At 44.8% G+C, this 13200-nt stretch carries 11 protein-coding genes; 10 read left to right on the top strand and 1 reads right to left on the bottom strand.

From position 1 onward, the window contains the following. Positions 1-29 precede the first annotated feature (29 nt). From V7201_RS13565 to V7201_RS13600, 8 genes are all read left to right on the top strand, one after another. Positions 30-881, top strand: coding sequence for a 3-hydroxybutyryl-CoA dehydrogenase (locus tag V7201_RS13565; RefSeq protein ID WP_335377279.1), 852 nt, complete (start codon positions 30-32; stop codon positions 879-881). A 109-nt stretch (positions 882-990) separates the two neighbouring features. After that, positions 991-2121 carry an acyl-CoA dehydrogenase gene (locus tag V7201_RS13570; protein ID WP_335377280.1) on the top strand — a complete coding sequence of 377 codons (1131 nt, stop codon included), beginning with the start codon at positions 991-993 and terminating at the stop codon, positions 2119-2121. Positions 2122-2335: 214 nt separating this feature from the next. After that, complete coding sequence (locus tag V7201_RS13575; protein ID WP_335377281.1) at positions 2336-3475, top strand: acyl-CoA dehydrogenase; 1140 nt, start codon at positions 2336-2338, stop codon at positions 3473-3475. Positions 3476-3514: 39 nt separating this feature from the next. Next, positions 3515-4168 (top strand): TetR/AcrR family transcriptional regulator, encoded by a 654-nt coding sequence (locus tag V7201_RS13580; RefSeq protein ID WP_335377392.1) that lies wholly within the window; start codon positions 3515-3517, stop codon positions 4166-4168. A 2-nt stretch (positions 4169-4170) separates the two neighbouring features. Continuing rightward, the gene (gene icmF / locus V7201_RS13585) at positions 4171-7431 is read left to right on the top strand and encodes a fused isobutyryl-CoA mutase/GTPase IcmF (RefSeq protein WP_335377393.1); all 3261 of its coding nucleotides are present in this window, start codon (positions 4171-4173) and stop codon (positions 7429-7431) included. A gap of 291 nt (positions 7432-7722) precedes the next feature. Further along, positions 7723-7944, top strand: coding sequence for a hypothetical protein (locus V7201_RS13590; protein ID WP_335377282.1), 222 nt, complete (start codon positions 7723-7725; stop codon positions 7942-7944). A gap of 111 nt (positions 7945-8055) precedes the next feature. Further along, positions 8056-8622 (top strand): DNA-directed RNA polymerase subunit delta, encoded by a 567-nt coding sequence (gene rpoE, locus V7201_RS13595; protein ID WP_335377283.1) that lies wholly within the window; start codon positions 8056-8058, stop codon positions 8620-8622. Between the two features lie 254 nt (positions 8623-8876). Beyond that, positions 8877-10478: a CTP synthase gene (locus tag V7201_RS13600; protein WP_335377284.1), complete on the top strand. Its 1602-nt coding sequence runs from the start codon at positions 8877-8879 to the stop codon at positions 10476-10478. Positions 10479-10756: 278 nt separating this feature from the next. Here V7201_RS13600 and V7201_RS13605 read toward each other — a convergent pair whose 3' ends face one another. After that, the gene (locus V7201_RS13605; RefSeq protein ID WP_335377285.1) at positions 10757-11278 is read right to left on the bottom strand and encodes a DUF2529 domain-containing protein; all 522 of its coding nucleotides are present in this window, start codon (positions 11276-11278) and stop codon (positions 10757-10759) included. Between the two features lie 257 nt (positions 11279-11535). Between V7201_RS13605 and V7201_RS13610 the strand changes: the two genes are divergently transcribed. Continuing rightward, complete coding sequence (locus tag V7201_RS13610; RefSeq protein WP_207501374.1) at positions 11536-11904, top strand: response regulator; 369 nt, start codon at positions 11536-11538, stop codon at positions 11902-11904. A gap of 427 nt (positions 11905-12331) precedes the next feature. After that, complete coding sequence (locus tag V7201_RS13615) at positions 12332-13189, top strand: class II fructose-bisphosphate aldolase (RefSeq protein WP_335377286.1); 858 nt, start codon at positions 12332-12334, stop codon at positions 13187-13189. The last annotated feature ends 11 nt before the right edge of the window (positions 13190-13200 follow it).

Consider the following 13200-nt stretch of genomic DNA (forward strand, 5'->3'; position numbering starts at 1 on the left):
GAATTTTATCTGAAGCAGGGGGAGAAACGATGAGTGTTCAAACAATTATGGTAATCGGTGCAGGCCAAATGGGTTCAGGGATTGCCCAGGTATGCGCGCAGGCAGGATACAGCGTGTTATTGAATGATCTTAAAGCTGAATTCGTCGAACGAGGATTGACTGGAATCAAGAAGAACCTTAACCGCCAGGTCGAGAAAGGCCGGATGACTGGTGACCAACTGGATGAGATTGTTGGCAGAATTACTTCTTCACATGACTTACAGGATGCTGGAAAAGTCGACCTTGTCATTGAAGCGGCAGTGGAAAACATGGACATCAAGGCAAAGATATTCGCCCAGCTGGATGAAATTGCTCCAGCACATGCGATTCTTGCTTCTAATACTTCATCCTTGCCGATTACGGAAATCGCCGCGGCTACTAAACGTCCGGAGAAAGTGATCGGCATGCACTTCATGAACCCGGTTCCGGTGATGAAGCTGGTTGAAATCATCCGTGGACTTGCAACTGCTGATGAAGTCTATCAAACAATCGAGGACATTACGAAAACGTTGGAAAAGGTGCCTGTAGAGGTAAATGATTTTCCTGGCTTCGTATCAAACCGCATCCTGATGCCGATGATCAATGAAGCAATCTACACGTTGTATGAAGGCGTTGCAACGAAGGAAGCGATCGATGAAGTCATGAAGCTCGGCATGAACCATCCAATGGGCCCGCTGACGCTGGCAGATTTCATCGGCCTCGACACATGCCTCTACATCATGGAAACACTGCACGAAGGCTTCGGCGACGACAAGTACCGCCCATGCCCGCTGCTAAGAAAATACGTAAAAGCAGGCTGGCTAGGAAAAAAATCAGGGCGCGGCTTCTACACATACCAATAAATCACATTAACACATTAAAGCACTGGGGGTCAGACCCCCGATGCGGTGATGCGGTGAAGTGCTGGGGGTCAGACCCCCGGGGCTTTAAAGCGCTAAAGGAGGTTGGAGTATGAATCTTAGGTTTACGGAAGAGCAGGATATGATGCGGAAGATGGTGCGTGATTTTGCTCAGAGTGAGATTGCGCCGTTTGTTGAGAAGATGGAGGAAGGCGAGTTCCCTAAGGAGATCTTAAAGAAGATGGGCGAACTTGGATTGATGGGGATTCCGGTTCCTGAGCAGTACAGCGGCTCGGAGATGGACTTTATCTCATATATCATCGCCATCCATGAAATTTCGAAGGTGAGCGCGACGGTTGGTGTCATCCTGTCTGTCCATACATCAGTAGGCACGAACCCGATTTTATATTTTGGAACAGAAGAGCAAAAGCAGAAATACGTACCAAAGCTAGCTGCTGGTGAATACCTTGGGGCATTCTGCCTCACAGAACCGAGCGCTGGTTCGGATGCGGCAAGCCTGAAAACGCGAGCGATAAAGAAGGATGGCCATTATGTATTGAACGGCTCGAAGGTGTTCATTACGAATGGCGGCGAAGCAGATGTTTATATTGTCTTTGCTAACACAAATCCGGAAGCAGGTACAAAGGGTGTGTCGGCTTTTATCGTTGAAAAGGACACTCCGGGCTTCATCGTCGGCAAAGACGAGCACAAAATGGGGCTCTACGGTTCACGTACTGTCCAGCTTACATTTGAAGACATGATGGTACCTGAAGAAAACCTGCTTGGCCAGGAAGGTGAAGGCTTTAAAATCGCGATGAGTAACCTCGATTCCGGCCGGATCGGCATTGCTGCACAGGCGCTGGGAATTGCGGAAGCGGCATTAGAGGCAGCAACGGAATATGCAAAGGATAGACAGCAGTTCGGAAAACCAATCGCTGCTCAGCAGGGCATCGGCTTCAAGCTTGCCGATAGGGCTACATCCGTTGAAGCTGCAAAACTATTAATCTATCGCGCAGCCCAGCTTCGTTCAGAAGGGCAAAAATGTGGCCTGGAAGCATCGATGGCAAAGCTTTTTGCTTCGAGGACAGCTGTAGAAGTAGCAACAGAAGCGATCCAGGTATTCGGCGGCTATGGCTATACGAAAGAATATCCGGTTGAACGCTTTTTCCGTGACGCAAAAGTCACTGAAATTTACGAGGGCACGAGCGAAATCCAGAAAATTGTTATTAGCAAGCAGTTGTAATCGAAATGCTTAATTAAATATCTTATAGATTTATTTTCTTTTAAAAAAAGCTCTGTTAAAGCTGAATGTTGATTTTTAAACCTTGTTGATTGTAGTGGAAGGCGCGAAGACTCGCGCCAGCCACGCGGAAAGCGAAGCGCCTGGAACGAAAATCAACAGCCGTGTTTAACAAACCCCAAAAAATAGAGAAGATATCGAAACGGAGGAGTAACAAATGAACTTTAGATTATCCGAAGAACATGACATGATCAGAAAAATGGTCCGTGATTTTGCGAAGAATGAAGTGGCACCGACAGCTGCTGAGCGTGACGAGGAAGAACGCTTTGACCGTGAGATTTTTGACAAAATGGCTGAGCTTGGCCTTACTGGGATTCCTTGGCCTGAAGAGTACGGCGGAATTGGCAGTGACTATCTTGCTTACTGCATCGCTGTGGAAGAATTGTCCCGCGTGTGTGCATCTACAGGCGTAATGCTTTCAGCGCACACTTCACTTGCAGGCTGGCCGATTTTTAAATTCGGCAATGAAGAACAAAAGCAAAAATACTTGAGACCAATGGCGGAAGGCAAAAGCATTGGTGCCTACGGCCTTACTGAACCAGGAAGCGGTTCAGATGCAGGTGCAATGAGAACGACTGCTAAAGAAGACGGCGATCACTATGTGCTGAACGGATCTAAAATCTTCATCACAAACGGCGGCGTAGCTGACATTTATGTCGTTTTCGCTTTAACAGATCCATCAAGCAAGCATAAAGGAACAACTGCGTTCATCGTAGAAAGCAGTTTCCCAGGCTTCTCCGTCGGCAAGAAGGAGAAAAAGCTAGGAATTCGTTCATCTCCAACAACTGAGATCATTTTTGAAGACTGCCGCGTTCCAAAAGAAAACATCCTTGGTGAAGTCGGTGATGGCTTCAAAGTCGCGATGATGACACTTGATGGCGGACGTAACGGGATTGCAGCGCAGGCAGTTGGTATTGCGCAGGGCGCGCTTGATGCAGCGGTTGATTATGCAAAAGAGCGTCAGCAATTCGGCAAGCCTATTGCTGCTAACCAGGGAATCGGCTTCAAGCTCGCGGACATGGCTACATCCGTTGAAGCTGCAAGACTATTAACATACCAGGCTGCATGGCTGGAGTCTGAAGGTCTTCCATACGGCAAGGAATCTGCCATGTCCAAATTGTTTGCCGGCGACACTGCGATGAAGGTAACTACTGAAGCTGTCCAGGTATTCGGCGGTTATGGCTATACAAAGGATTATCCAGTGGAACGTTTTATGCGCGACGCGAAAATCACGCAGATTTACGAAGGAACACAGGAAATCCAGCGCCTGGTTATTTCACGTATGCTGACAAAATAAGGCCTTTGGAAAAATCGGAACAAGGCGGGTAGAGAAGTGATGAAAAAGCGAGAAGTGCAGGCATCGGTAAAAGATGAGCGCCTTGTGAAAAAGAGGCGCGACCAGATGATCAAAGGGGCCGTTACCCTTTTCAAGCAGAAGGGCTTTCACCGTACGACGACCAGGGAGATTGCCCGGGCTTCAGGCTTTAGCATCGGTACCCTTTATGAATATATCCGCACGAAGGAAGATGTCCTTTATCTAGTCTGCGACAGCATCTACGACGAGGTTCGTGACAGGCTTCAGGAAAACCTGGATACGAACCAGGGAACGCTTGAAAGTCTGAAGGTGGGAATCGCCAACTACTTCAAGGTAATGGATGACTTGCAGGACGAAGTGCTCGTCATGTACCAGGAAGTAAAATCGCTGACAAAGGATGCACTTCCGTATGTGCTGAAAAAAGAAATTGAAATGGTGGCCATGTTTGAAGACGTCATCCAGCGCTGCGTCGAAAATGGCGAGCTGGTTTTGGATGAAAAGCAGGTCAAAATCATTGCGCACGATATTTTTGTCCAGGGGCAAATGTGGGGATTCCGCCGCTGGGCACTGCAGAGGCTGTATACGCTTGAAGAATACACAGAACTGCAAACTGAACTGCTTTTCAGGGGGATAAAGGGATCGGAAATGAAATTAAGAACAGGGGGAGCAGAATGATTATGCCGGAAACGTATAAGCCAAAAAATCATATTCGCTTTGTGACAGCTTCAAGTTTATTTGACGGCCATGATGCCTCAATCAATATCATGAGAAGGATTCTTCAATCACTCGGTGCTGAGGTCATCCACCTCGGGCATAACCGTTCCGTAGAAGAGGTTGTGAATGCCGCTATCCAGGAGGATGCACAAGGGATTGCGATTTCTTCCTACCAGGGCGGGCACGTGGAATATTTTAAATACATGTATGATCTTTTAAAGGAAAAAGGTGCTGGCCACATCAGAATTTATGGCGGTGGCGGCGGTGTCATCATTCCTCGGGAAATAAAAGAGCTGCATGAATACGGGATCGCACGCATTTTTTCTCCGGAAGATGGCAGGAAGTATGGCCTTAATGGCATGATTGAGCAAATGATCAAAGAATGCGATTTCCCGACAGTGACTGCAGAAGGTGTCGAGGAAATCGAAAAGCTTGAGTCAGGTGACCCGAATGCTGTTGCGAAGCTGATTACGCTTGCAGAGCAGCAGGTAGGCACTGAAAAAGAAACAGCTGCGGCAGTGGAAAGCTTAATGGAAAAAGTGAAGACGATGACGAAATCCGTTCCTGTAGTTGGGATCACAGGTACTGGCGGCGCGGGAAAAAGCTCGTTGACAGATGAATTGATCAGACGCTTCATCAATGAAATTCCTGAAAAACGCGTAGCGATTTTATCCGTAGATCCGACAAAGCAAAAGACAGGCGGGGCGCTGCTTGGCGACCGAATCCGTATGAACGCGATTTTCTCTCCACGCGTTTATATGCGAAGCCTTGCGACAAGGAAATCAAAATCCGAGCTATCGCTTGCGATTAAAGATGCAATCGATGTTGTAAAAGCTGCGGGCTTTGACCTCGTTATCGTTGAAACAAGCGGCATCGGTCAGGGAGACGCAGAAATCACAGAAGTGTGTGATGTTTCAATGTATATCATGACAAGTGAATTCGGCGCACCTTCACAGCTTGAGAAAATCGATATGATCGATTACGCTGACTTAATTGTCATCAACAAATTCGAGCGCAAGGGCTCTGAGGATGCGAAGCGTCAGGTGCAGAAGCAGTACCAGCGCAGCCATCTGCTATGGGAAAAAGACCTGGATGAAATGCCTGTATACGGCACCATTGCAAGCCAGTTTAACGATCCAGGCACAAATGCTTTGTTTGCTAACCTTATCAATAAAATTAATGAAAAAGCGGGCACGAACTGGACGACAACTTTTTCAAAAAATGCAAAGGTTGAAAAGCAAAACATCATTATTCCAAACGACCGCCGTTATTACTTGAGAGAGATTTCTGAGACGGTCCGCGGCTACCATAAGCATGCTGCTGAACAGGCTGAGCTTGCACGCAGATTGTTCCAGATCGAAGGAACAATGGAAGCGGTAAAAGAAAGCGGGACATTCAGCGAAGTCCTTCAATCCCTTGAAGTATTGAAAGAAGAGCTTGTGAAAAAGCTGACTCCTGTATCAAAAAATATCATCGAAAACTGGGAAGCATTGAAGGAAAAGTATAGTGCTGATAAATTCGTGACGAAAATCCGTGACAAGGAAATAGTCACTGAATTGAAGACGAAGAGCCTGTCTGGCCTGATGATTCCAAAGGTAGCATTGCCAAAATACAAGGATTATGGCGAGATTTTACGCTGGGTATATCTTGAGAATGTACCGGGCAGCTTCCCTTATACAGCAGGAGTGTTCCCGTTCAAGCGAGAAGGCGAGGATCCAAAGCGCCAGTTCGCTGGGGAAGGAACGCCGGAAAGAACGAACCGCCGTTTTCATTACTTGTCCAAAGATGACAATGCAAAGCGCTTAAGCACAGCCTTTGATTCCGTAACCCTGTACGGGGAAGATCCGGATTACCGACCTGATATTTACGGTAAGGTTGGCGAGAGCGGCGTTAGCGTATGTACGCTTGATGACATGAAGAAGCTGTATGCAGGCTTTGACCTTTGCCATCCATCCACATCCGTTTCGATGACAATCAACGGTCCTGCTCCGATCATTTTAGCAATGTTCATGAACACTGCGATTGAACAGCAGGTTGAAAAGAAGGCAGCCGAGCTTGGCCGCACGCTTAATGATGAAGAGTTTGGCCAGATTAAGGAAATGACGCTGCAAACGGTCCGCGGCACGGTGCAGGCTGATATTTTAAAAGAAGACCAGGGACAAAACACGTGCATATTCTCCACTGAATTCGCATTGCGGATGATGGGCGATATCCAGCAGTATTTTATCGATGAGAAGGTGCGCAACTACTATTCTGTTTCGATTTCTGGCTACCATATAGCAGAAGCAGGGGCGAACCCGATTTCCCAGTTGGCATTCACGCTGTCGAATGGCTTCACATATGTTGAGTACTATTTGAGCAGAGGAATGAAGATCGATGACTTTGCACCAAACTTGAGCTTCTTCTTCTCGAATGGCCTTGACCCAGAGTATTCTGTGATTGGCCGTGTTGCCCGACGCATTTGGGCAACTGTTATGAAAAATAAGTACGGTGCAAATGAACGCAGCCAAAAGCTGAAGTACCATATCCAGACTTCAGGCCGTTCGCTGCACGCACAGGAGATCGACTTCAACGATATCCGGACAACGCTTCAGGCATTGATGGCGCTGCATGATAACTGCAACTCGCTTCATACAAATGCGTATGACGAGGCAATCACGACACCTACAGAGGAATCAGTGCGCAGAGCGATGGCGATCCAAATGATTATCACAAAGGAGCATGGATTGACGAAAAACGAAAATCCACTGCAGGGTGCATTCGTCATTGAAGAGTTAACTGATTTGGTAGAGGAAGCAGTGCTTCAGGAGTTCGAACGGATCAATGACCGCGGCGGCGTGCTTGGCGCAATGGAAACACAGTACCAGCGCGGAAAAATCCAGGATGAATCCATGCATTATGAAATGAAGAAGCATTCTGGAGAACTGCCGATTATCGGTGTGAACACTTACCTGAATCCGAATCCTCCATCTGAGGAAGAAGTCGACAACATGGAGCTTGCAAGAGCGACGACTGAAGAAAAAGAAACACAGATCCGCAATCTTGAAGCATTCAAGGGTATGAACAAGGATCATTCAGAAGAAGCACTTAAACGCCTGAAGGAAGCGGCAGTAAGCGGAGGCAATATTTTTGCTGAGCTGATGGAGACGGTGAAATTTGCAAGTCTTGGCCAAATCACAAGAGCACTCTATGAAGTAGGCGGCCAGTTCCGCAGGAATATGTAAAAATTTAAAACGCATTCAATGTTTAAAAAAAGGGCAGTTTGTGAATAAAGGTAGGACACAACTAGAAAAATATGACACAATTACAGGATGGCTTGTAGGCTTACTATAAGCCATTCCTGCATTTCTATATGTTACGTCGATTGCAGAAAAACGATTTTATAAAACTTTTACATACATTTTTCCATCATATCTTATATAATCTAACTATAGGCTCATTTCGAAGACGAAATCAGAGCAAAAAGCAACTCAACTAGAGTTGGTACATACGACCTAGTGCAGGATGTGAATGAATTGAGATTGGTATTGCTTACAGCAGGAGCAGCTACAGCAGCTGCAGCCACATACTATCTATATCAGCGTCAGCTCGGTGCCATACCTTTTTTTCTTCTCTCAATCTTTTTCTTTTACCTGGCTTATACCCAGCTATTGAAAAAAAAGAAGAACCAGCGTACCCTTCATCAAGAGGCTGGGATAGAAAGCGAAAAAAGCGATAGAAACGACAGATTAAACTAGCATAAAGGTTTGTAATTTGTTTATAATGTAGAATATGCATTCTGGGATAATTTCCTTGTTATCGGACGCAAGGCCGGGTAAGGCCTGGAATAGAGAAAGGAAGTGCGAAGGTTGAGTCTAAAACAATACTCAAAAGAAGAGCTTCAAGAAATGTCTTTGATTGAAGCTGCATTCGAATTATTAAAAGAGAAGAAGCAAGCCGTTACATTCAAAGAATTAATGGATGAAATTACTAAGGTACTTGAACTGAGCGAAGCAGATGTTACTGAAAAAATGGTTCAGTTCTATACAGATTTAAACATAGATGGCCGATTCATGTCACAGGGAGAATCCCGTTGGGGACTGCGTGTTTGGTACCCTGTTGACCAAATGGAAGAGGACAATGTCACTACAGTTAAGCCTAAGAAGAAGAAGTCGAAGAAAGCAGTTGATGAGGATGATCTCGACGACTTCGACGAAATCGATGAGGAAGAACTTGACTACGATGATGTCGACGAATTCGATGACGAAGATGAAGACGATGATTTACTTGACGACGATGATGATGATGACGACATTGACGATGAAATCGAAGACACTGAAGACTTCGACGATGACGATGAATTACTGGACGACGAAGAAGAAGAAGAAGATCTTCCTCTTGAAGATGAAGATTTAGAGGATGACGAAGATCTGTAATTCACGGCTTGACTTTTAGTATGACCGGCTGTAGAATACTTTTTGGGCTCCTTAAAAAAGGACGATTATTTAAAACAGCGACAAAACGCTCCCCATACTTTGTATGCGGGGCGTTTTTTTTATTTTCCCCGGAGAATAGGCTCATGGACGGAAAATAGCATTAAATGAGCCACATCGTAAGAGTAAAAAATTTATTAATAAATCAATTAAACAGGTGCATATTGTACAAACTGTTTGATGAGGGGGATTACATTATGGCAAAGTATATTTTTGTTACAGGCGGCGTAGTTTCGTCACTTGGAAAAGGAATCACAGCAGCATCCCTTGGCAGATTGCTGAAAAATAGGGGCATGAACGTGACAATCCAGAAATTCGATCCATACATTAACGTGGATCCAGGGACAATGAGCCCTTATCAGCATGGTGAAGTATTCGTTACAGACGATGGTGCTGAAACGGATTTGGACCTTGGCCACTATGAGCGTTTCATTGATATCAATCTGAATAAATATTCCAACGTAACAACTGGAAAAATTTACTCAACGGTTCTTAAAAAGGAACGCCGCGGCGATTACCTTGGCGGAACAGTTCAGGTTATTCCGCACATCACAAATGAAATCAAGGACCGCGTTTTCCGCGCCGGTAAAGAAACAGGTGCAGATGTGGTTATCACAGAAATTGGCGGTACTGTAGGGGACATCGAATCATTGCCGTTCCTTGAAGCAATCCGCCAGATTAAAAATGATGTTGGCCGCGACAATGTCATGTACGTCCACTGTACATTGGTACCTTACATCAAGGCTGCCGGCGAAATGAAAACAAAACCGACTCAGCACAGCGTAAAAGAATTGCGCAGTCTTGGCATTCAGCCAAACATCATCGTTCTTCGTACAGAAATGCCGATTTCACAGGATATGAAAGATAAGATCGCTCTTTTCTGTGACATCGATAAGGACGCTGTTATTGAAGCAGCTGATGCGGATACTCTTTACTCTATCCCATTGGCACTGCAGGAACAGAAGATGGACCAGCTTGTATGCGACCACTTCAAGCTTGATTGCGGTCAAGCCGATATGACAGAGTGGAACGCGCTTGTTGAGAAAGTGACAAACCTTTCTGGTAAAACAAGAATCGCTCTTGTAGGTAAATATGTTGAGCTTCAAGATGCGTACATTTCTGTTGTTGAATCATTAAAGCATGCTGGCTATGCATTTGACAGCGATATTGAAATCAAATGGGTTAACTCTGAAGAAGTAACAGCTGAAAATGTCGTTGAACTGCTTAACGATGTGGACGGAATCCTTGTCCCTGGCGGCTTCGGCGATCGCGGGATCGAAGGAAAAATCCTTGCTACGCAATACGCACGCGAGAACAAAGTTCCATTCTTCGGAATCTGCCTTGGCATGCAGCTAGCATCAGTTGAATTTGCCCGTAATGTTCTTGGGCTTAAGGATGCTCACTCTGCAGAAATCATGCCAAGCACGCCATATCCAATCATCGACCTTCTTCCTGAGCAGAAGGATATCGAAGACCTTGGCGGAACACTACGCCTTGGATTATATCCATGTAAGCTTGATGAAGATACAAAGGCATACGCTGCTTACCAGGATGAAGTCATTTATGAGCGCCACCGCCATCGTTACGAGTTCAACAATGAATATCGTCAGGCAATGGAAAAAGCAGGCTTCCTATTCTCTGGTACAAGCCCAGACGGCCGCCTCGTTGAGATCATCGAGTTAAAAGATCACCCATGGTTCCTGGCGTCCCAATTCCACCCGGAATTCACATCAAGACCAACACGCCCGCAGCCATTATTCAGAGACTTTATTGAAGCTTCAATCAAATCTCGTCGATAAAATTCAAAAGCCGGTACAATATTCCTCAATGTGAGGGAACTGTACCGGCTTTTTTTGTTGCATTCGTTATACGAGGTAGTATGTCTGAATTCTTGTTGAAACCATTTCGATTTTGAGCTGAAAAGGCTAAAATCGGTTTTAATACCAGTTGCGGTGATGATAATACAAGTTGGTTTTAATTTAATACAAGTTGATCGATTTATCACCGGTTGGACATAGTTTTTCACCAGTTGAAACAATTATTTCACCAGTTGAACCCTTCACCAATAAAAAAGTAACTAGTACTCCTCCAATATCTCCTCAATCGTGAACTTCAAGCCGAAATAGACAAATAGTGCTGCAATGGAAGTAGGGTAGCCAACTCTATTGCCAGTATCATCCGGCAGCAAACCCTTTGTCATCCGCAAATCGATATGGACGTCTGCCAAGGTATCAAGCCCTTCTCCATCCGTTTCTCCGCGAACGGTGGAAATTGCCACAAACGGGATTCCTTTTTCCTGCAAATTGCGGGCGATCCCCAACGCTTCTGCATCATTCGCATAACGGCTTACGAGCAAGACGCGGTCTGCTGCTTCCAATTCAATTTCATTTGTTAAAATAGCGGCAGTTTGCAACGGTTCCTCTCCGTAAACCGCCTCAAGCCCGATCGCCTGCATTTCACGTGTTCCGTAAAGATAAATTTTACCCTGACCTGCAGCAGCCTGTGCCAGCAGGCGTGCGCCATCTTCAATGGAATACTCTTCTTTTTCCTGCAGTCTTTTAAATAATCCAGTTAACTGTGTCGAAAACATTTTTAACATAAAAGCACCTCCGTCTTTGCCAATATTGATTATATAGGACTACAATGAGAAGGTAAAAGGTCCTGTCGAAAAATAACTTTAAATATATGGCAGGAATTTCAATTATCTTAACGAAATATGTAATTGGGGATGAACCGAAGAGCGTTTCCTGGACCAACATCTAAAATAAAGACTATTTTCGCCAGCATTTTGCACAAGGCAATATTCGCAAACGAGTTGAAATTTGTCTAAAAGACTTATTAGGGGGAAAAGGCGGCATGAAAGAAAAAATACTTATTGTTGACGACCAGTTTGGCATCAGAATTCTACTTAATGAAGTGCTGCAAAAAGAAGGTTATCAAACATATCAGGCTGCAAATGGCGTCCAGGCTCTGGATATCGTTAAAAAGCATCCACCAGATCTTGTCCTATTGGATATGAAGATTCCTGGGATGGATGGAATTGAAATACTTAAGAGAATGAAGGTCATCGAGCCGGACATCCGTGTCATCATCATGACGGCATATGGGGAACTGGATATGATCCAGGAAGCAATGGACCTCGGAGCACTCACTCATTTTGCAAAGCCTTTTGATATCGATGATATCCGCGCAGCTGTGAAAAAATACTCGCAAACAGTTTCATAATAAATATCGGTCATTTGTGTAAGAGAAAAAACTTGCATTTATACATAGTGAAGTCCCTCTTGAATCTATCAAGATGGACTTTTTTATTTCATGGCTCAGTTAAAGCGATGCGCCTGGAACGACATCAACAGGCTTGTCTACAGATCTTATTTCATAAAAATGGAATTTTTCGATTTGAAACAATAGTTAACAGATTAATCAAATTATTGGCAGCGTTTGCTTTATAGCATTTTTATGACACTTGCAAAAACAAGGGTTGAACAATGGCATTTCTGCATTTCTTTTGGTATGATACATATGAATTCCACAGGATCAGATTCGTTTTGGCGAAACCTTTCTCGGGTACATAAACAATTGCAGAGAAGGAAAACCTTTAAAATGGTAGCAAAGTCAAAATGAAGATGATCATATCGAAGGAGGAAAAACAATGCCATTAGTTTCAATGACTGAAATGCTGAAAAAAGCGAATGCGGAAGGCTACGCTGTCGGGCAATTCAACTTAAATAACCTTGAGTTTACTCAAGCGATTCTTCAAGCTGCAGAAGCTGAGAAATCACCAGTTATCCTTGGTGTTTCCGAAGGTGCTGCACGTTACATGGGTGGCTTCAAAACGGTTGTGAAAATGGTAGAGGGTTTACTTGAGGACTATAAAGTCACAGTTCCTGTCGCAATTCACCTAGACCACGGTTCAAGCTTCGATAAATGTAAAGAAGCAATTGACGCTGGATTCACTTCTGTTATGATCGACGCTTCTCACGGTCCTTTCGAAGAGAACGTTGAAATTACATCAAAGGTTGTAGAATACGCTCACTCAAAAGGAGTTTCTGTTGAAGCTGAACTTGGAGTTGTTGGCGGTCAGGAAGATGACGTAGTTGCGGCTGGCGTTATCTATGCTGACCCTAAAGAGTGTGAAGAGCTAGTGAAGCGTACAGGCATTGATTGCCTTGCTCCTGCACTTGGTTCTGTTCACGGTCCTTACAAAGGTGAACCAAATCTTGGTTTCAAAGAAATGGAAGAAATCAACAAAACGGCTGGTGTACCATTAGTATTGCACGGCGGAACTGGAATTCCTACTAAAGATATCCAGAAGTCCATCTCTTTTGGAACAGCTAAAATCAACGTTAACACTGAAAACCAAATCGCTTCTGCTAAAGCAGTCCGTGAAACTCTTGCTGCTAAGCCGGAAGAGTACGATCCACGTAAATACCTTGGACCTGCTCGCGACGCGATCAAAGAAACGGTTATCGGCAAAATGCGCGAATTCGGTTCTTCTAACAAAGCGTAAAAGCAATAAAT

This window comes from Bacillus sp. JJ1122, assembly GCF_036964885.1.
In the GTDB taxonomy this organism is placed as follows: domain Bacteria; phylum Bacillota; class Bacilli; order Bacillales; family Cytobacillaceae; genus Mesobacillus.